Here is a 22,595-nt window from a genome sequence, read left to right as displayed (position 1 = left end):
ATGGGTGAGTTTATCAGCTAAAATTTATTTTCATGCAGGTGGTGTTCTTATGAATAGTGAACTAAGTATTGAAAAAATCCACAACTTATCACCATTACAAAAAGGTATGCTTTATCATGATAATTTAGATGAAAACTCCTTAGCTTATAGAGAACTATTCTCATTTAAAATAAAAGGAAATCTAAGTGTCTCGATCCTAGAGGAAGCATTTAGGAAATGTATTGAACGTCATTCTGTTTTGAGGTCATTTATTGCAGTAAAAGGTCTGGAAGAACCTAAACAGGTTGTCCTAAATAAAAGGGAAGTTGACATACACCATTATGATTTTTCTGGAAACAACGAAAGTGAGAAATTACAGAAGAAGGAAGAAGTTATTGTTACAGAAAAAAATAACAGGTTTGATTTATCAAGAGATATACTTATTAGATTGCGAACGATAAAATTATCAGATACTAGTTATGAAATCATATTGGTCTTTCATCATATTATTTTAGATGGTTGGTCCTTCGGATTAATAGTGGATGAAATATTTAAAAATTATAAATCTATTAAAACAGGTCAACCCATTATGTTAGATGCTCCAATTCCTTTTGAAAAGTATATTAACTGGATTAATAAACAAGACCATGAAGAAACTTTAGGATGTTGGAAGGAGTACCTAGATTATTATGATGGAAAAACAGACTTATTGTTACCAGATAGTCCTAAAGATAGTCTAACTTATAACCAAAAGGAATATAGTTGCTCCGTTCCAGAATGGAAGTTCAACAAATTAAAAGAAAAAGCAAACTCTAATTCCGTGACATTAAATTCTGTCATAAAAACATTATGGGGTATATTATTACAGAAATATAATAATTCAGATGATGTTGTTTTCGGTTCAGTAATTTCTGGGCGGTCTGTGGAGATTGATAATATACATAATATTGTTGGGATGATTGCAAACACTATTCCAATCAGAGTCAAGAAAGACAGTAATACAAAATTATCTGATCTGATTAAGGCAGTTCATCATGATAGTCGAAGAGGGGAAGAAAACGGATATATTTCACTCGCAGATATCCAAACAAGTACTAGTCTAAAAAATAGACCCATTGATCATATAATAATGTTTAATTATAACTTTACGGAAGATTCATTAGAAAATATCTCTGATTTAGAGTTCAAAATTCAAGATTTAAAAACACTTGAACAAACCAACTATGATTTTAATCTACTAATAAACGCAGGAAAAACACTTGAATTTACTATAAAATACAACTCCAATAAATACGATGTTGTAAAGATTAAAAGGATAGCATCTCATTTCAATCATATTATTGAACAAGTAATAACGAAAGATGACATGTTGGTTAAGGCTATAGAAGTTATAAATGAAGATGAAAAAAATAATCTATTAAAGAATTACCTAGAAAATAAAAAGGTTCCAGAAAGGGATACAATAATTGATTTATTTCAGAATGAGGTTAGTAAAAGTCCTAATAAAATAGCAGTCGATGATTCTGCTTCGCAAATAACATATAGTGAGTTAGAGCGAAAATCTAATACTATCGCTCATTTTCTTATTTCTAGAGGAGTAACTTCTGGCTCCATAGTTTCAATTTCTTGTAAACGATCAGTGGAATTGGTAATAGGGATAGTTGGAATCCTTAAATCAGGTGCAGCCTTTCTACCAATTGACCCTGATCATCCTTCTGATAGAATTGACTTTATCCTTAAGGATAGTCAGACTAAAGTGCTATTAACCGATGAAAATTACAACATGGGGGATGATTTTGGTGGAGATGCCTATAATATCATAAGTATATTAATGGATGAGCAGAAAGAAGATTCATTAAATAAAATATATACTGCTTCAGACCTTGCATATGTAATATATACATCTGGTTCTACAGGGAATCCGAAGGGAGTAATGATTCAACATTACGCCCTCCTGAGTTTTTGTAAAGGTTTTACGGAGAAAATAGATTTTGTTAGGGGGGAAACTATTTTAGCTGCTACAACTGTTTCATTTGATATTTTCATTGTAGAAAGTATTCTACCCTTATTGAAGGGGTTATCAATCATTCTAGCAACAGAAAGGCAGCAAAATGACCCAATACAATTAGCGGAACTGTTGAGTTCGAAAAATGTCTGTATTGCACAATTTACACCTTCAAAGCTACAGTATTTATTAGAAAATAACCAGAACAAACATTTCCTAAAAAACATTAAACACTTGATAGTTGGTGGTGAACCTTTTCCGGAACAGTTGTTAAGTAAATTGGAAAAATTAACCAAATCTAGAATTTATAATGTATATGGTCCAACAGAAGGAACAATTTGGACTATGATAAAAGAATTAACTTCAGACGAACCTGTTACGTTAGGTACAAATATAGGAAATTCTCAATCCATTATCGTTGATAAATACGAACAACTCCTTCCAGTTGGTGCCGTTGGGGAACTATGTCTTACAGGAGACCTACTAGCGAAAGGATATTTAGGAAATGAAGATTTAACGAAAGAAAAATTTATTCATAACCCTTTTCTAAAAGGGACGAAGATGTATAAAACAGGAGATTTAGCTAGGCGTTTGCCAAATGGAGAAATAGAGTTTTGTGGAAGAGCTGATCATCAAATGAAAATAAGGGGTGTTAGGATTGAACCTTATGAAATCGAATCTGCTTTATTAAAGGTTGGTAATATGAAGCATGCTCTAGTTACGAGTAAGGACTTTAAGAATGGTAGTAAATATTTATGCGCTTATTACACTTCCAATGAGAAAGTTGATGAAGAAAAGGTGAAAAAAGAACTTCTTAGGAAGTTACCTATTTATTTAGTTCCTTCCATATTTTACAGAATTGATCAATTTCCTGTATCAGTAAATGGAAAAATTGATAGAGAACAGTTACCAGAGCCAATTATTCGTAACGAACATATTAAATCTCTTCCACAGAATGAAACTGAAGAAATTATTTCTGGTATGCTATTGGAAATTTTAGATATTCAATCGGAGCAAGAAATTGGTAGGGAGGAGAACTTCTTTGAGTTAGGAGGTCATTCGTTAAAAGCAATGAACTTCCTAACAAAAGTTAACCATGAGTTTAAAGCTGACATTAAGCTCACCGATTTTTTTGAAAACCCTACTATTAGAGGTACTTCTGATCTTATTATTAAAAAAAATGAATTACCAAACGAGAAGATACAACATGCTCCTATTAATAAGGAACATGTTGTATCTTCAGCGCAAAAGAGAATAATGGTAATGTATGCACAAATTGAACATGATACGCTAAGTTTTAATCTACCAATGGGGATTAGGATAAAAGGTAAGCTAGATATAGAACATTTAAGAAATGTTTTAAAACAGGTTATCCAAAGGCATGAAGCATTAAGAACGTCATTCGGATGGAGAGATTCTCAAGCAGTACAAAAGATACATAAAGAAGTAAGTTTTGAATTAGAACATTATAAAATGAATTTTGGGAATGTTTATGATATTTACAAAGACTTTGTAAAACCATTTAACCTAGAAAAGGCGCCCCTTTTTAGAGCGGGATTATTTAAAGTAAATCAAGAAGATTTTATTGTTATGATGGACATGCACCACATTATTTCCGATGAAACCTCTATGAGCATTATTGTAGAAGAAATAATACAATTATATGAGGGACATACACTACCTAAACTAGAAATTCATTATAAAGATTATTGTCATTGGCAAACAAATAATCTTTATTCAGAAGATACTAGGGAATCGGAAGAATTTTGGTTATCACAATTTAAAGGGAAGATTGAAAAACTAAACTTACCTTTGGATTATAAGCGTCCATCATCCCGGCACTTTTTAGGTGAGATAATTGAAGTAAGTATTAGTAACAAGTTAAGTGAAGATATTCGTAGATTTATAAAAAATCATAGGGTTACATTATATATTTTTGCTATGGCAGTATACTCAATAACTTTATCAAAAATAGCAGACCAAGAAGAAATAACGGTCGGTTCACCTGTTTCTGGAAGGAGTCATCATACCATATTGCGCTTGGTTGGTAATTTTACGAATACAATAGCAATAAGAAATTTTCCTAAGAAAAATAAAGAGTTTACGGAGTATTTATATGAGACAAAAAATACTATTTTGAAAGCTCTAGACCACCAATCATATCAATTTGATGATCTTGTAAGAAAACTAAATATAGAGAGAGAGAATAATAGAAATCCTTTATTTGATACGATGTTAGCAGTTAAAAATGTCGACTACCCAGAAATTAAAGTAAATGGTTTAGCTATTTCTCCAATTCCATTAAAAACTGATTACTCACGGTTTGACCTTACTCTGAACATCAATGAAAAAGAAGAAGGAATTAATGTCGAATTAGAATTTGATACAGAGATATTGAAACATAGTACTGCTAAATTTATAGTAGAATCTTTTGTAGATATTTTGAAACAAATCATTCAAAGTCCACATCGTAGTATTAGAGAAATTGAGATAGCGGATACAGACACAATTACGGAAATTAAAAATAACTTTAAACAAAAAGAAATGGATATGAACGTAACTTTTGATTTTTAAAAACTATTAAGTATGCAAAAGGGGCCTATGCTAATGGAGAATAATATAGAAGAGTCTTTACGAAATATTTTAAGTGAAATAAGTGATAATCAAAACACTTTTTCAATAGATGATAATGAGGAAATAAATCTAAATTCAATTGAGTTTATTAAACTTATTGTTGAACTAGAGAATTATTTCGGAATTGAATTTGATGCAGAACAATTGATAGATTCAAATTACAACACAATTCGGAAGCTTGTTACATTTATTAAAGAAAAATTATAGTAATTTGATTATTTAACATAAGGGGAAGGTGCTATTCTTGAAGTTACATTTTTCGTTAAATAAAAAAGATGAGGAATTTATAAGGTCTTTTAATGAGACTACAGAAGAAATACAGCTAGTAACACTAGACAATCTATTCAAAAATAATGTCAAAGCTTTTCCGAATAAAATAGCTATTGAATACTTAGATGAAAAAATCACATATAAAAAATTAGATGAAGAATCAAATAGAGTGGCTCATTTTCTAATAGAAAGAGAGATAACTCATAATGATTTTATAGGTATATTAGGTGAGCGATCAATAAAGACAATAATAATGATTCTTGGTGTATTAAAGGCTGGAGCAGCATACGTCCCAATCGAATCCGATTATCCAGAAGAACGCCGGAATTATATCCTTTTAAATAGTAATTGTAAGCTATTGTTATCTAATGACTTTTATGAAAGAAAGAAAATATTTTCATACCCTATAGAAGATGTTAATGTTACTCCACTATTAGAGAACATAGCGTATGTTATTTACACTTCAGGGAGTACAGGGAGACCAAAGGGAGTCGTTATAACTCATAAAGCTGTATCTAATACAATATTAGATATAAATAGAAAATTTACAGTAAATGAAAACGATAAGATCTTAGGGGTCTCTTCGATGAGTTTTGATTTATCTGTCTATGATATATTCGGTGCTTTTGCAGCGGGTGCGACTTTAGTTTTAGCTACTAGCCAAAAAGATGTTAAGACTTTATACCAAACTTTAATTGATAAGAAAATTACAATATGGAATTCGGTTCCTGCTATTATGGATTTAGTCGTAGATTATGCAAAAAGTTCAAAGAACGAATTAGATCTTCGGGAAGTTTCAATAGAGAAAAGCATAAATAAGCAAAGTAAAATAGATAAGAATGAAACCACTTATTGTTGGTCACCCTCTGCACATTGGGAAGTGACAAATGAATATTTAAAGGTAGATAAATACACATTTACAGGAGATGAAAAGTTACTTTTTCCTAAGTTATACTATGTCACCCAAAAGGGGATGACAATGACGGAAATTGTAGAAGCGTTCCCAATTGTAGATCATTACAAACTTATTACGTTTCTAAAAGAATTAATAGATAAGCATATTCTTGTTTCCAGTTTACTACCTTTTAAAGAAGTATTTTATCCACAGCAGCAGTTGTATACTAAAATAAACCAAAAACCAAACAATTATCCTGAAAATTCTAGTACACATAAAACTCCGATCAATGATATTGGGACTATTCAGATTAGTAGTAATTTAAAAGAATATCCTAAAGAAATTATGGAGAGAAAAAGCCATAGGAAATTTAGTAAGTCTGTTATTCCATTTCATAAAATTGCGCATATACTATCTGTTCTCAAGAAAAGAGAGAATAATAATCGAGAGTCACATTACTATCCCAGTGCAGGGAGTTTGTATCCTGTAGAAATCTATTTAAATATTAAAGAAGGAAGAATTGAAGGGATTCCAGTCGGGGTTTACTACTTTAATAGTGAAGAAGGTTTTTTACAGCTTATCGATAACAATAGCATTAGTAAAAATATTTATGAGCAAGTGAACCAACAAATATTTCAATCTTCAGCTATTTCTATTTATTTCGTATATAATTCTCATAAAAATTTTACTAAATATGGTTCGCAAGGGTATCTATATGCAGCAATTGAAGCAGGGATCCTAACTTCTACTGTCAATTTTATTGCCGAGGCAGTTGATGTTGGAACCTGTTCAATTGGAGACCTTCATGTAAATGAACTTGAGAATATTCTTCACTTACAACCCAATCAAACATTTATTCATGCAATGGAGCTAGGGTTGAAAGTAAATGATAAGGAAATAGAGTCTTATGAAGAGTATAACCAAATAAGTGAAACCGAAAATAATCTAAAAGAATTTAGAAATGATTTTAATAATCTTCGTCTCGTCCTTCTCAGCGGTGATTGGATTCCATTAAAATTACCTGAAAAGATTAAAAAGAAATTTCCAAGTTCTCAAGTGATTAGTTTGGGAGGAGCAACGGAAGCTGCGATATGGTCGATTTATTACCCAATTAAGGAAATTAATAATGAATGGAAATCAATTCCATACGGAATACCGTTAGCTAATCACCAATTTTATGTGATGAATTATGAAAGAGAATTATGTCCAGTGGGTATTAAAGGTGATTTATATATTGGTGGAATAGGTCTAGCAGAAGGTTACTACAATGATGAAGAAAAAACTCAAAATGCTTTTATTAACCACCCTGAATTTGGAAAAGTGTATCGTACCGGTGACCAAGGAATATTAAACAAAAACGGATATATTGAATTTTTAGGGCGTAACGATTATCAAGTGAAAATAAGAGGGCATCGTATCGAACTTGGTGAAATAGAACATAACATACTTGAATTTGGAAATATTAATAGGGCGATTGTAATTGATTCAAAAGAAAAAGAAGGTAGAAAACATCTAAATGCATATTACAGTTCAAACTTAGATATTAGTCCAATAGAGTTGAGAAAGTATTTAGAGCAAAAAATACCTTCCTATATGATTCCTAGCTTCTTTGTACCAATCAAGGATATTCCACTAACTCCTAATGGAAAAGTGGATTACAAGGCATTGCCTGAACCAAAAGAGAATAATGGAGTAATTCATGATACTAGTTACACTCCACCTAAAACTAAATTGCATAAAACACTGATAGAAATATGGTCAGATTTACTAGAAGTGCAATCTATTGGAATTAAAGATGACTTCTTTGAATTAGGTGGTCATTCCTTGATTGCTATTAAAATGCAACTTGCAATAGAATCTGCCCTTGGAATAGAGATAGAGATACATGACGTTATTAATCAATATCCAACTATTGAACAACTAGCCTTATACTTAGAGAATTATATTGATTAATAGTATCAACTTGACACCTTTTTGGAGGGGAAATTAATGATAAAGGAAATCCCTAACATGGAGCCATTTAACGATGTCTTCTATAGGACTTGTTTTTATAATTCACTCATTCCGATCATCAAGAGCTTTAATAGAGATATAATTCCTTATTTTATATGGGAATTTCCCTATTATCGTTTAACTAATAAGGGGAAAATGCCGCTATTAGTTGATTATCATACTGAAAAATCTATAATTGAAATTTTACAGTCACAAAACATAAAGTTAATAACAAAAGAAGTTAGTGATGATATCTGTAATGATATTATTAGGGCAATAGATAATAATCATCCAGTTATCATATGGGTTGATACTTTTCATACTCCTTATAGAACTGACACATATGAAAAAGTTCATTGGCCACACAGTCTATTAATATATGGATATAATTTATTGGAGGAGACTTTCAGTATTATTGAACATCATCATGCAGATAGTTTGACCTATAATAAAGTTAAAATTGACTCTGAAGATTTAGTAAGGGCTTACAAAGGGTATATTGATACGATAAAGCAATCAAACGAGAATACATTTTTTGAATTTGAAAACAATGGTAGTGAATGTCCTTCATTTATAAATAGTCAAAATTACTTAATAGACTATGTAAACTTAATAAAAAAAAATCAAAAAAAATTGGTAGAGGGATTGGGTAAAGTTTGGCATTTTAAGGAATATATAGAACATGTTTCTAAAGATAAAAATAAGGCTATAGCCTATTCCTCAATGATATTGGAAAGTTTAATCGATATTGTGAATGCAAAAAAAGCTGAAATGTACAAGTTTGAAATCTTAGGTTTGGATTTGGATAAAATGAGGTTAATGAAACAGATTATTGATAGCTGGAGTTTAATACGAGCAATTATTGCAAAAATCCATTTCTCCGGGAAAATTAATAGCGACCATATTAAAGAATTACTACACAGATTAGATAAGGTTGTAGAGAAGGAAGAAGAATTCCATATCAATTTATAAATGGTTTATAACATTATATGTTAACATAAATGGAGGAAAGTATGATAGATAAGAAGATCAAGTCAATATTAATAACAAGTGAAACCTTTAAAGAAGAGAGAAGATTTTGGAAAGAAAAGGTAGAAGGAGGGTTGTCTGTTAGTAAGTTTCCTTCTACAACGATAACCAAGACAGGTTCTACTTCTAATAGAGTTCGTTTGAATAAACTTTTCGATAAATCATTAACAGATAGACTAATTAAATTGAGTAAAGGAGATGACATTGGCCTATATATAATTTTGCTTTCTTCAATACAATATCTCTTACGCTACTATAATAGTCAATCCCATGTGGTACTTTCAATACCAAGACTAGATAACGGTATTCAAGAAAATGGTTATAGCAATACATTCTTAATATCAGATATTGAAAAGTGCTCTACCTATAAAGAATTGTTACTACTTACTCAAAAGGAATTTCAAGAAGTAATGAAATTTGGGAAATTCCCGGTTCAAATACTGTTGGATGAAGAAATACGAGAACATACACATGTTTCATTAAGTAATACTCATCAGAAATGTAATGCTGACCTGTCTGATATTAGTTTTATCTTCTCAAGGGAAGAAAAAGGTCTATCTGTAGAAATTAATTCTAATCCTGAAATTTATGATAAACAATATTTAGAACAAGTTTTCTTTCATTTAAATAATTTCTTAGAAACTGTTTCAAACAACACTAGTATAAAATTAGAAGATATCCAAATCATTACAGGTCATGAGGAAGATTTTTTGCTCAATGTTTTCAATGACACATATGTAGATTATTCTAGTAAACAAACAACGATAAAGTCCGCATTTGAGAAAATAGTCAAACAACACCCTAATAAAATTGCTATAGAATATAAAGGAAGACAATATACTTTCCAGGAATTAAATAAAACGTCCAATCAATTGGCCAATTATTTAACAACAACTTTTGAATTAAAGCCAAATGACTTAGTTGGTATACATATGAGTAGAACTGAGAATGTGATTGTAAGTATGCTTGCTGTATTAAAAGTTGGTGCAGCATATGTACCACTTGACCCGAACCATCCTAAGAAGAGAAATACGTTTATTTATTCGGATAGTAAAATGAAATTAGTATTAAGTGAAGGAAAGTATATGGGATTTTTTAATAATGAAGTTTTAATCGATCGTATAGAAAATTCATTAAATACTTTTTCTCTAGAAAATCTAAATATAGACATTGGCATTAATGATATTGCGTATGTAATCTATACTTCTGGTTCAACAGGAGCCCCTAAAGGTGTGATGATATCACATGGAAATGTTACTAATTTTTTCAATGCAATGGATGATAAATTGGAACCATTAGATGATGAAGTTATGTTAGCAGTAACAACCGTATCTTTTGATATTTCTGTGCTAGAGCTTTTGTGGACTCTTACTAGGGGAATAAGTATAGTCATTAAACCATCAGATGTTCTGAATGATTATGACTCGAAATTTTTGTCTGCTTCAGAACAACAGACGAAAATGGATATGAGTCTCTTCTTTTTCTCGAGTTATAATAGTGTAGAATCTGGGTCAAATAATAAATATCAATTGATGCTAGATACGGTGAAATTTGCAGATGAAAATGGTTTTAATGCCGTTTGGACTCCCGAGCGTCATTTTCATGAATTTGGAGGTCTTTATGCCAACCCTTCTGTAACATCGACTGCAATAGCGATGATAACAAAGAACATTCAAATTAGATCCGGTTCTGTAGTTGCATCTCTTCATGATCCACTAAGGATTACTGAGGAATGGTCAATGGTCGATAACTTATCTAATGGACGTGTTGGACTATCATTTGCATCTGGATGGCATGCCGATGATTTCGTACTAGGAGGTAACAATTTTAACAATCGCCATGAAACGATGTATAGGCATATTGATGAAGTCCAAAGATTATGGAGAGGGGAAAGTGTAAGTCGTACCAATGGATTAGGCAAAACTATTGATATTAAAACTTACCCAAGGCCTATTCAAAAAGAACTCTCGGTTTGGATAACAACGGGTGGGAGTAAAGAGACTTTTATTAGTGCGGGTAAAATAGGGGCGAATGTATTAACACATTTACTAGGACAGGACCTAGAGACACTTGAAGAAAATATTAAAGTTTATAAAAAAGCATTATATGAATCTGGCTTTAATCCAGATGATGGAAAAGTTACTTTAATGATGCATACTTATATGGATAATGATATCCAAGCTGTGAAAAAGGTAGTAAAGGAACCTTTTTGTGAATATTTGCGTTCAAGTGTTAGTTTGCTCAAAAATCTGGCCAAAAGTTCAGACATTGATATTACAAATATAACAAGTGAAGAAAACGTAAATGAATTAACTGAAATTGTTTTTGAGAAATATTGGGATTCGTTGTCATTAATGGGTACACCTGAAACTTTCACAAAAATGATTAAGAAGTTAGAGCGGATTGGAGTATCGGAAATTGCTTGTCTAATTGATTTTGGTGTAGATGAAATAAAAGTTAAAGAAAGCCTTAAAAAAATTAGTGAATGGAAATTAAATTTAAACATTGATGCTGATGCTGATGTTCAAATAGGCCGTCAACAGAAAACTCATAACAAAGTTACGATGATGCAAACGACACCATCTTTATTAAAGGCACTTATTAACGATCCATTTTCATATAAATTTATCAATTCACTTCGAAAAATTCTAATCGGTGGTGAAGCGTTACCACTTACCTTAATGAAAGATATTCAGGGCATGACTGATGCAGAAATATTTAATATGTATGGACCAACAGAAACAACAGTTTGGTCTTCCGTTAAGAAGATTTCAAAGAATGATAAAGTGGTCTCAGTAGGTAGAGGCATTACTAATACACAAATTTATATTCTGAATGACTTGAAAAAATTAGTCCCCGTTGGAGTAAGTGGAGAGGTATGTATTGCAGGAGCAGGGGTATCAAAGGGATACTTAAATAATGATAAACTCACAAACGAGAACTTTATTTTTAATCCATTCTCTTATAAGAAAGGTGATTTGTTATATAGGACGGGTGATATCGGATTCATTAGTCAAGATGGAAGTCTACACATTATTGGTAGGAAAGATAATCAAGTTAAATTGCGTGGACATAGAATAGAGTTAGGAGAGATAGAAGAACTATTACGGAAAATAAAAGGGGTTAACGAAGCGGTCGTCATCTTAGATAATGACTCATCTCAATTAGTAGCATATGTCGAGAGCACAATTGAGCTTGATCAAAATCAACTTAAAGAGAAAATGTCACAGATGGTACCTGAATACATGATTCCAAGTAATTTTATTAAATTAAAACAGATCCCTTTATCAGCAAATGGTAAAATTGATAGAAAGAAACTGACTAGCATCAAAAATATAACGACGATAGACGAGGGTAAACGGCCAACTAATAAGACTGAAGATTTACTTTTACAGTCTTGGAAAAAGGTTTTGAAAGTAGATAATATAGGAACAAATGATAACTTTTTTCATTTAGGTGGAGATTCTATAAAGGCAATTCAAGTAGCATCTCAATTACAATCTTTTGGCCTTTTAATGCAAATAAAAGATTTATTTAATAATCCAACCATTAAAAATCTCAGCAAAAAAGTTACTACAATAAAGAAAAATGATTCATCTAACCAGTTAATAGGAGGTAGAACTGATCTGTCTCCAATCCAGCATTGGTTCTTTGGACAAAATTTAACTAATGAACACCATTATAATCACTCTGTGATGCTTTATAATCAGGATGGTTGGGATGAAAAAATAGTAGAGAAGGTGTTCAGTAAAATCGTAGAACATCATGATGTATTGAGATCTCAATTTTGTGAGAATACTGAAAAAAAATATTCGGATATAAGTAAAAGTGGTGAAGGACACTTCCGTATTGAAACCTTTAACTTAAAAGGAATAAAAAATTATAAGAACGAAATGAACAAAGAAGCAAATCTGCTTCAAAAAAGTCTAGATATTTATAATGGTCCACTAATTAGCTTAGGTGTTTTTCAGACAGATGAAGGGGATCATTTACTGATAATAATTCATCACCTTGTAGTAGATGGTGTTTCTTGGAGAATACTTTTGGAAGATTTTTCGGTCGGATATAAACAAGCGTTAGATCATCATGACATACAGTTTCAAAATAAAACCGACTCTTTTCAGCAATGGGTTAAAATATTATCTAAGTATGCCCAAAGTGATAACATCCTAAAAGATCGCGCTTACTGGGAAAAAGAAATTAAAAATAGTAATAATTATTTACTGAGAGACTTTGAAACGAGTACACAAGTGAACAATAAAAATAAAGATAAAAAAGTAGCGTTCACATTAAATAACAAGGAAACACAAAACTTAATAAAGAAAGTTAATAAGGCATATGATACAGAAATAAATGATATTTTACTATCTTCCTTATCTTTGACATTATCTAAGTGGACAGATGGAAAGCAAGATTCTTTTATTATAGATTTAGAGGGGCATGGTAGGGAATATTTAGAAGACAAGAAGATAAATATTAATAGAACAGTAGGGTGGTTTACTTCACTATTTCCAGTCAACTTACCTGTGGAAGATAATAGTTTGAAGGAACATATTCTATCTACTAAAAATAAGCTTAGAGAAATACCAAATAAGGGTCTAAGTTATGGTGTTTTGAGATATTTGAACGATACTACTAACCGATCTTTTATGGATTTGAAATCAAATTCAGACATTATTTTTAATTACCTTGGTCAATTTGATCAAGATGCGGACACTGACTTATTCGAATTTTCTAAAGGATTTTACACTAGAAATATTGGCACAGAAAATAGCAGACCTTATTCTCTTGAAATTAATGGCATGGTGAAGGAAGATCAGTTAGTGATTGAAATCGATTATGATGCTATGAGATTTAGTAACACCACGATTGATAGTTTTGTGGATTTATTCAAAGAGACCTTACAGACAATAGTGAATCATTGTGTTGATATTGTAGGATCTGTAAATGAAATTGATGAAATAAACGAACCATTTCCTCTAACGGATGTACAAATGGCATATTACTTAGGAAGAAGAGATAAATATGGATTGGGTGGAATATCGCCACATAACTATTCAGAAGCAAAGATGATAATAGATATAGACAGATTCAATGATAGCCTTAATAAAACAATTGAACGACATCCAATGTTAAGAGCTGTCTTTAAAGGTGGACAGCAGGTTATTTTAAATAATGTTCCAAAGTATAAAATTGAAGTGGTTGATATAACCAATCTAGATGAAAATATCCGAAATTCGTATATTGTCTCAGAGAGAAAGAGGATGTCTCATAAAAGTTATAATCCTGAAGTATGGCCACTGTTTGAAATTAAAGCTCTTGATTTAGGAAATAACAAATATTATATGTTCATTAGTTATGATTTACTTATTACAGATGCTGTAAGTACTAATATTATTAATCATGATTTAATGATGTTTTATGATGGCTTAGATAATCAATTACCGAAATTAGAATATACTTTTAGGGATTACATTCTGGAATATGAAGAATTTAAAAAATCTGATATATATAAAGAACATAAAAGTTATTGGATTAATAAACTACTATCTTTTCCTACCTCACCAGAATTAAAGTATGCGAAAAAACCAACCGATATTAAAAAAGGACATTTTACTAGGAAACGTATTGTATTTGATCAAGACGATTGGAATGCATTTTTAAATGTTGCGTTAGAAAATGAAATAACACCGACAGCATTATTGTGTACTGCTTATGCTGAGGTATTAGCATTCTGGAGTAATCAGCCTGAAATGGCACTAAACATTCCAATCACTAATCGATACCCTTTCCATGAGCAGGTTAACCAAATAGTTGGGGAATTTACATCCTTGGCACTTTTAGATATCTATTTAGAAGGAGATTCATTATTCGAGGATGCTAAACATGTCCAAAGTAGACTTGCTGAGGTTTTAGAACATAGACATTTTGATGGAGTAGAATTTATTAGGGAAATAGGGCGTTATTATGACTTACCTAGTTCTCAAGCTATTATGCCAATCGTTTTTACTAGCCTTATTTTTAATAACAATCTGACAAATGATGATGATCCGAAGGATATTGAGGAGGGTATAGGAGTCAATCTTACTTCCCAAACCTATTTGGATTGTCAAGTTCTTGATAAAAATGGGCAATTAACAATATGGTGGGATTATGTTCAGGAGTTATTTGAAGAGGAGGTTATTGATACTATGTTCGAGCAATTTATCGGAATTATTAAAAAGGTAATAAATATGAGCAAAGTCAGCAACTAACTAATTATGCTCAGATAACAGGAGGAATTTATTTTCCTCCTGTTTCTGATTAAATTTGCACGACATGTTTGAACCCTAACTTCTATATCTTGACCTACTGTTAAATATTAGTTAGAATGAAATTATTCTGAAAATTCATTCGCGTCAAGAAGTTTTAGGGGGTTCATCATGAATTGGTATGCCTTATATGTAAAAACTGGGAAGGAAGCATATGTTGAAAATTATATTAACCAAAACTATAAAAAAGTCAAATGTTTTGTGCCAAAACGTAAAATACCAGAAAGGAAATATGGTGAATTTGTTGATACTAACCATTTAATGGTACCAGGATATGTATTTATAAAAGCAGAGATAACTTTTGCATTATATTATAGTATCACTAAAATTCCCAATGTTTATTATTTTGTAAATTGTGGAAGGAAGAAATTAAACTTTTCAGATGGGTATTTTTCAGAAGTTCCTGATAGTGAAATTAATGAATTGATTTATCTGAATAGGGATGGAATATTAGGGTATTCTGATATAGAAATTATTAATAAGAAAGTAGAAGTGGTTTCTGGTCCACTTTTAGGTTGTAATGCAAAAATAATAAAAGTAAATCGCAGAAAGAAACGAGTTAAAATACAAATCATACTGTTTGGAGAATTAAGAAATATAGATGTAGGAGTAAACATTATACGAATACAAAATATAGAAGAGGATGTATGTTAAGAATTAATTTATAGAGTAAAGTGATATATAAATTGACAACCGATCCCAAATAACTTTTTGGAATTTTTTTTATAGAGATTCATTGCCCAATTAAAACGTCACAAATACCTTTTAATATATTTTTATAATTACTAAATCATTCTATATAGATAAATGCATAAAAATATAAATGTTACTATAAAAATATGAGTCACAAATAAAGGTAAAATAGAAAAAATAATAGCAAAAATGAATTGAAGGAGTATATATGCGGAAACTTTGGAAAGTGCTAAGTCTTATATTACTATTATTTCTTATGTTATCTCAAATATCTATCGTTAGTGCAGCATCTAAAGATCACAATGATAAATTAAAGGATATTGAACAATACATAAAAGAAACTATGGAAAAAGAAAAAATTCCTGGTCTAGAAGTAGTTGTTATTGATAACGGTAATACTATTCTGAAAAGTGGGTATGGATATGAAAATATTAAGACAGAAAAACCTGTAACAAATTCCACATTATTTGAAATCGGTTCTAATAGTAAAGCCTTTACTGCATTGGCAATTCTTCAATTGGAAGAACAAGGATTCCTGTCTTTAGATGATGAAATTATAAAGTATATTCCCTGGCTTAAGATGTACTACAACCATCAGGAAGTCACAGATCTTACATTAAGAAATTTACTACATCACACATCGGGCATTCCATTTAAAACAATTGGAGATATCCCCATTGATGATAGTAAAAAAGCACTAGAAAATACTGTTCGAAATTTAGTCGGGGTTGAACTGAATAATAGTCCTGGACAGAGTTTTGAATATGCTACAATCAATTATGATATTTTAGGATTGATTATTGAAAATATAACGGGCCAATCTTATGAGTCCTATATATATTCAAATATTTTAGAGCCGTTAGGTTTAAAAAATACTTATTTAAATTACGAACATTTACCTACATCAATAGCAACAGGATACAAGATTAATTTTGCGACTCCAAGTGAGTATAATGCTCCTATCTACAGAGGAAATACTCCTGCTGGTTATTTCATTAGTAATATTGATGATATAGAAAGGTGGACAAAAATAAACTTAGGCCTAATACACTCAGAAAAAATTAGTAGTAAGACAATTGAGATGTTACATAATCCCAACAGGAGTATACCTCCAAATATAGATGGTTCTTCTTATGCGCTAGGTTGGAATGTATATCAAAAAGGAAGTGGTGAGGTTTCTCATGGAGGGAATAATCCTAATTACTCGTCGTATATATTAATGAGACCTGAAGAAAAAACTGCAGTAGCAGTATTATCGAATATTAATTCAGATAATACAGAAATCGTAGCGAGAAATATTTTTAATTTGTTACAAAACGATGAACTACTTCCTACAAGAAGTGAACTAAATAAAAATATTGATAGTTTGTCAATAGTTATAATGGCCATATGTATCCCGCTAATTTTATATATAACCATAAGTATAATCAATAGAATCCTTGGTATTATCAGAGGTCTTGTTAATTTCAAAGGCTTGAACAGAAAAAATGCTGTATACTGCCTTGTATCATTTATTGCACTAGGTATTTTCATTTATAGTATATATTTTATTCCAAGTGCATTTTTTAAAGAACTACCTTGGTCATTTCTTGATGTTTGGTTTCCAGAAAGTTTTGAACTTGCAATTCAAACTTTATATATTACTGGGGTGTTATTCTTTTTATCAGCTGTTTTTTCAATTTTTTTCTCAAAGCAAAATGAAAAAGAATACCTTAATTTAATTGTACTGAGCTTAATTAGCGGTTTTGGAAATACCTTCATTATTTTTATTCTAAATGAATCATTGTTTATGAAAAGAGAAGGTATTTCGAATCTATTTTACTACTTTTTACTCGGTGTCCTCTTATATGTTATTGCACAGTTAGTTAGTAGGAGAAAGTTGATAGCTATTACTAATAATCTTGTTTATGAAAAGAGAATGGATATTATCTCCAAAGTCCTTCGATCATCTTATTTTAAGTTTGAAAATATCGAAAATTCAAAGATCTATTCTTCTTTAAATCAAGATACCGTTATGGTGAGTACTTTTGCTAATAGTTTAATAACAGTTATAACTAATGCAATAACATTAACCTTTTGTTTTATTTATCTGGGATTGGTGAATTTATATGGGTTTTTATTGTCAGTGTTCATTATCTTTTTTACTGTTTCAATTTATTTTTTATTAGGGAGAAAAGCAAATAAACTTTTTGAAGAAACAAGGAACTTGCAAAATGTATATTATACATTTATACAAAACATGTTAAATGGTTTTAAAGAACTTTTCCTCCATAATTCCAAAAGAAACGAGTTTGAACAGGATTTTAAAGAACATTGTGATATTTATCGGGAAAAGAAAGTAAAGGGAGACCAAAGATATGCAAGTTTGTTTATTTTTGGCGAACTACTATTTGTATCTGTTATTGGTTTTGTTACCTTTATATTTCCGGTAATTTTTAAAGACTTTAGTAGTCTAAATCTCAATAGTTATGTTTTTGTATTTCTATATATGACTGGTCCTGTAAACGTTATCCTTAACTCAGTACCTAATCTTTTTAGAATAAGAATAAGTTGGAATAGGATAAATAATTTATTAAAAGATTTGCGGGAAACTAAATCTGAACATAATCATGATAATAGCAGTGAAATCACTGGGAACTATGAACTTATTCTTCAAAACGTAAAGTTCAACTATAAGAATGAAAATCAAAATGAAAACTTTGGTATTGGTCCTATTAATCTTCGTTTTTATCCAGGAGAGGTTACATTTATAACAGGCGGAAATGGAAGTGGTAAGTCAACACTAGCAAAAATATTATCTGGATTATACTCGCCTCAAAATGGTGAAATTTATATAAAAAGTAATAATAAGAAGTACGGTATAAATCAATCTACATCTACAGTATTTACAGACTTCCATTTATTCAATAAATTATACGGTGTATACCCCAAAATTGAAGTAGTTAATGAGTATTTGAAACTTTTAAAATTAGAAGATAAGGTAAATATTAAAAATCGGAAGCTTAGTACTGTAAACTTATCTACAGGACAGAGAAAAAGGTTGGCACTATTAATTAGCTTAGTTGAAGAAAGATCAATATTAATTTTTGATGAATGGGCTGCAGAACAAGATCCAGATTTTCGTGAATTTTTCTATACAGAGATTCTACCTATGCTCAAAAAGAAGAATCATTGTGTGATAGTTATTACTCACGATGATGGTTATTACCACTTTGCAGATAAACTTATAAAGATGGAGTTAGGGAAAATTTCGAATATTGAAGTCGAGAATGACCACGGAAATATTCAGAACGTTCAAGTTTATAGAAATTATTGAAAAAATTAAATAATTAAATGTTTAAGAAAATTCAATATTATGATATACTGATAATATTAGGTTATGAAAGGGGGATACTAGAATGAAAGATTATCAAGTCGAGGAAATTCTTGAGGTTAAAGTAAATGCTTGTCAGAACCAATAATATTCACTTATGCTGAAAAAAGTGAGTATTAGGGAGGAATATTAAGTAGAGGAACTAATAGATTTCAATATCCAATGCTAAGTATTCCATGATGAATGAGTCTAGGTACCTAGGCTCATTTTTTTTAAGTTAAATCTTGATTGACTATTACCCTTTGATAGAAAAATACTTTGCAATTTCAGTAGGTAGATAATCTATTAAACTTTTTTTGTTAATAAGAGGGAGATATTTATGAATACTAATCAATATTCAATGGAAAATTGCTTGTTTGAAATGATTAAACTTTGGTTGAAAAAAGAAGTTAATCTAGAAGTAAATGATTCTTTCCTATATCTAGCATGCTGTAACATAGGATTTGAATATGAATCACAAAAAGTACAAACAGGAAGTTCGTTTCCTAAAATCAATATATTGCAAAAAATGGATAAAGATATGCTTTCAAAACACTTACGAATTCATATTACTGAAAATAATTCAAGCGATACTGAGAAAGTATGGTATGAAATTGAAAAAGAATTGTTAGCGAATGAAATGATAGTTGTTCGGGGGGGGGTATCTTTGCTTCCTGAACTTGAGAATAAAAGAACGGTTACATATTTTGCTATACAAGATTATGATCAAGAAAAAGGAATTGTGTATATTTCAAGTGTGTATTTTAGTGGGCCAATAACAGTAGACCTACTAAAAAAAATCATGTATGAAACTATAGAATTTGAAGAGTCACCTAATAACTGGTTGAAATTTCAATTGAACGGCATTCCGAAATTTGGCAACAAGAAGTTATATAATTTACTTCTTAAGAATTTGGAAGATCCCAATTTGATTGAAAAGTCTATGAATAATATGAAAAACTTTATAGATGATTTTGCTACTATTAAAAATCTAAAGTATAGTCTATCAAAAATTATTATTACCTATATTAATGATATAATGTTTAACCCTCTTGCTCCCCCTTCTACGAGAAAACAATTGTATATGACTATTGATGAATTATACCATGCAGGATATTTGAACAAAGCATGTCTTAATAAATGTGAGAAATTAGCGATGGAATGGAAAAAAGTTAAACTTAATTTCGCTAAAGAAGCTATGAAACCTTCGGATAATTTCATCCAATGGGTCTCGAACAAATTAGTGGAAATATCTGAACTAGAATATGATACATTGAATGAAATTATTCTTTCCACGAAAGGAGCAAAAGTATGAGTTTTAGATTAACGAACTATGTTGATATTATAGAGGAAGAAGGAGACGTTTATATTATTCATCATTCAAATGGTAAGGTATTGAAAATAACCGATAAGATGAAAGATCTTCTTTATTTTTTACAAGAAAATAAATCTGAACTAGCTATAAAGGAATTTTTAGTTAGTACAGGAACAGAAAATAAAGAGGTACAAGAGATATATGAACAAATTATATTAACATTAACTAAATATTCCATAATAAAGACTGTTTAACAAAGTGGATCTTAGGGAAGTTTCTATACCTCCTACTGTAGAACAATAACCCAACGTGTATCTATGAATTCTATAATAAGGAGATTATTAGGAATAATGAAATTAGTAAATATCTATTTATAATTTGTTTATATTTATATCTGTAATAACAGGCTAATTGCTAATCAACACGTTAAACACATTTGCTGACATAATGATATCTTTAGCTTAAATTAAAAAACTAAAATGAATCGTTGTTGACTAAAATCATTAAATAGAGCACTTAAACAGACTTATTTTAACTGAATCAATGTCATAATTGATCCTTTTTCCTAGAAAGAGTGGCAGAATTTTAGAAGTATGTTTTTTAAAAATACTAAGTGGCTTAATTAATTTCATCCTCGTCTATTTTAAGATAGGACAATATACTAGTGAACATACGGATTTGATTGAAAAACAATTAATAAGAATTTATAAACCTTTGATTAATACACAATATATTAATCCTTTTCAGGAGAAAAGAAGGGGGATGAAATAGTAAAAAGCTTTACTGAAAGACTTGCAAAGCTTTTGTATTGACCGGGCTGCTATGCTCTTAAAAACGTTTTTCAATTTTAAATATTTATGATGTTTTAACTCTCCAGTATTGTAGTAGGGCATTAACTCGCTATTTTTTTATCGAAATTACTAATTTTTTTATGTGAATGTAAACACTATTATGGAACTCTAATTAGTAAATCAATTTTGGGGCTATTTTCATTAAATTAGTATTCTACGCCACTAATTTTAACTACTGGTTTATTTGTGCCTCGTTGCTCCATTATCAGGGCGGCAGTAGCAGAAAAAAGGTCGCAAAAGGTCTTTGGAAATTTCTTTATCTCCACCGGTAACTGGGCCGAATGACTCGCCAGTTCTTAAAGCTGGGGTACTATATAGACCTATAGCAATCTAAGTTACTCCCGCTTTTTCGATACGCCCATCACTATCAGTAATTATCACTCCGACTTTGGCGTTAAGTATTTTTTGCACTTAAATCGGGGTTCTTCTGTAAGTGCATAACGTGTTCGAAATCGATTTTGTCTATACCGGCACTCGTTAAACGCATTCCATTTGGCAGCCAAGCTCCGATATAGTTATTGTATATTTCTAGCCTATGACCAAACGGATACCCTATTTCATCTATCATTTTTTGAATGATTCTAGAGTCTTTTCGTGGAACTGTTTCATGTGTTTGATTAGCTAATTTACTTGACTTTACATTACTAATAGCTATATTTCGACCCTCTGCTGCTGAGATTTCTTTTGAATTTACACACAGTATATCTCCATTTTTTTATTTCAAAACTCGATTTTACGGCTGACATAGCAATATCTCACCAATATTATCGCCCTTATTAATTCTCGGTATGTTTGGAATCGCTTCATTATTAATTTTCATAATTTACCTCCTTTAGTTTTTCACGCAATGCAACAGTAGACTTCTTTGAATAACTATGTTTTTCTTCTGCTAGCTGTACCCCATGTCCATAAATCTAAGAAATTAGTCTTCCAAAAAATGAAAAAAATGAGTTGAATTTTCATAAATAACTATAAAGAGTGAAAATTTCTTTAAAGGTTTGAAAAGACGAATTAAACTCCATATTTTCCCTAATACAAATGGATTTTTTCAGCTTCATTTTTTGCTTTGCCCCTGATCATCCATTCATGAGCCCTTCTTCTCCTCTAATAGATTAAGGAAAGATCGTAAACACAGGAGATACCCATCTAAATTTATGATAAATGGCATGACTCTTTATAGATAGTGGTACTTCGATAGGCTTAAACACTAATTGGTTTTTGTTACAATTTCCTTGTACAACAATGCGTATATTTTCGTTACAATGTGGA

10 protein-coding genes and 1 pseudogene are annotated in these 22,595 nt (G+C 30.6%); 9 read left to right on the top strand and 2 right to left on the bottom strand.

Features of this window, described 5'->3' with window-relative positions; translation table 11 throughout:
* Positions 1-49 precede the first annotated feature (49 nt).
* From C564_RS0108585 to C564_RS0108545, 9 genes are all read left to right on the top strand, one after another.
* Positions 50-4,558, top strand: coding sequence for a non-ribosomal peptide synthetase (locus C564_RS0108585; RefSeq protein WP_018765026.1), 4,509 nt, complete (start codon positions 50-52; stop codon positions 4,556-4,558).
* A 33-nt stretch (positions 4,559-4,591) separates the two neighbouring features.
* Positions 4,592-4,825, top strand: coding sequence for an acyl carrier protein (locus C564_RS0108580; RefSeq protein ID WP_018765025.1), 234 nt, complete (start codon positions 4,592-4,594; stop codon positions 4,823-4,825).
* A 37-nt stretch (positions 4,826-4,862) separates the two neighbouring features.
* Positions 4,863-7,736, top strand: a complete 2,874-nt coding sequence (locus tag C564_RS0108575) for an AMP-binding protein (protein WP_018765024.1) — start codon at positions 4,863-4,865, stop codon at positions 7,734-7,736.
* A 36-nt stretch (positions 7,737-7,772) separates the two neighbouring features.
* A complete protein-coding gene (locus C564_RS0108570) occupies positions 7,773-8,747 on the top strand; it encodes a BtrH N-terminal domain-containing protein (RefSeq protein WP_018765023.1) in 975 nt (324 codons plus the stop codon).
* Positions 8,748-8,788: 41 nt separating this feature from the next.
* Positions 8,789-15,058, top strand: coding sequence for a MupA/Atu3671 family FMN-dependent luciferase-like monooxygenase (locus tag C564_RS31820; protein WP_018765022.1), 6,270 nt, complete (start codon positions 8,789-8,791; stop codon positions 15,056-15,058).
* A 168-nt stretch (positions 15,059-15,226) separates the two neighbouring features.
* Entirely contained in the window at positions 15,227-15,769 is a 543-nt protein-coding gene (gene loaP / locus C564_RS0108560; protein WP_018765021.1) for an antiterminator LoaP, read from the top strand.
* A 247-nt stretch (positions 15,770-16,016) separates the two neighbouring features.
* Positions 16,017-19,124 carry a cyclic peptide export ABC transporter gene (locus C564_RS31815; RefSeq protein WP_018765020.1) on the top strand — a complete coding sequence of 1,036 codons (3,108 nt, stop codon included), beginning with the start codon at positions 16,017-16,019 and terminating at the stop codon, positions 19,122-19,124.
* 376 nt (positions 19,125-19,500) lie between these two features.
* Positions 19,501-20,475 carry a hypothetical protein gene (locus C564_RS0108550; RefSeq protein ID WP_018765019.1) on the top strand — a complete coding sequence of 325 codons (975 nt, stop codon included), beginning with the start codon at positions 19,501-19,503 and terminating at the stop codon, positions 20,473-20,475.
* Positions 20,472-20,729 (top strand): hypothetical protein, encoded by a 258-nt coding sequence (locus C564_RS0108545; RefSeq protein WP_018765018.1) that lies wholly within the window; start codon positions 20,472-20,474, stop codon positions 20,727-20,729. Before C564_RS0108550 ends, C564_RS0108545 begins: the two co-directional genes overlap by 4 nt.
* 991 nt (positions 20,730-21,720) lie before the next feature.
* Here C564_RS0108545 and C564_RS38190 read toward each other — a convergent pair.
* Together C564_RS38190 and C564_RS37325 are read right to left on the bottom strand one after the other, a co-directional pair.
* Positions 21,721-21,981: a hypothetical protein gene (locus tag C564_RS38190; protein ID WP_331273754.1), complete on the bottom strand. Its 261-nt coding sequence runs from the start codon at positions 21,979-21,981 to the stop codon at positions 21,721-21,723.
* A 429-nt stretch (positions 21,982-22,410) separates the two neighbouring features.
* Positions 22,411-22,570 (bottom strand): annotated as a pseudogene (locus C564_RS37325) (LysR family transcriptional regulator); the annotation flags it as partial.
* Positions 22,571-22,595 lie beyond the last annotated feature (25 nt).

Origin of the sequence: Bacillus sp. 105MF (assembly GCF_000374885.1) — a bacterium.
Lineage (GTDB): Bacteria > Bacillota > Bacilli > Bacillales > Bacillaceae_G > Bacillus_A > Bacillus_A pseudomycoides.
The sequence above is the reverse complement of the archived record's forward strand: the minus strand, read 5'-3'. Positions and strand labels throughout refer to the sequence as shown.

Bases quoted from the DNA above. Each gene is read 5' to 3' on its own strand.
- C564_RS0108570 (WP_018765023.1), top strand. From the start codon at position 7,773: ATGATAAAGGAAATCCCTAACATGGAGCCATTTAACGATGTCTTCTAT.
- C564_RS31820 (WP_018765022.1), top strand. From the start codon at position 8,789: ATGATAGATAAGAAGATCAAGTCAATATTAATAACAAGTGAAACCTTT.
- C564_RS0108550 (WP_018765019.1), top strand. From the start codon at position 19,501: ATGAATACTAATCAATATTCAATGGAAAATTGCTTGTTTGAAATGATT.
- C564_RS31815 (WP_018765020.1), top strand. From the start codon at position 16,017: ATGCGGAAACTTTGGAAAGTGCTAAGTCTTATATTACTATTATTTCTT.
- C564_RS0108585 (WP_018765026.1), top strand. From the start codon at position 50: ATGAATAGTGAACTAAGTATTGAAAAAATCCACAACTTATCACCATTA.
- C564_RS0108545 (WP_018765018.1), top strand. From the start codon at position 20,472: ATGAGTTTTAGATTAACGAACTATGTTGATATTATAGAGGAAGAAGGA.
- C564_RS0108580 (WP_018765025.1), top strand. From the start codon at position 4,592: ATGGAGAATAATATAGAAGAGTCTTTACGAAATATTTTAAGTGAAATA.
- loaP (WP_018765021.1), top strand. From the start codon at position 15,227: ATGAATTGGTATGCCTTATATGTAAAAACTGGGAAGGAAGCATATGTT.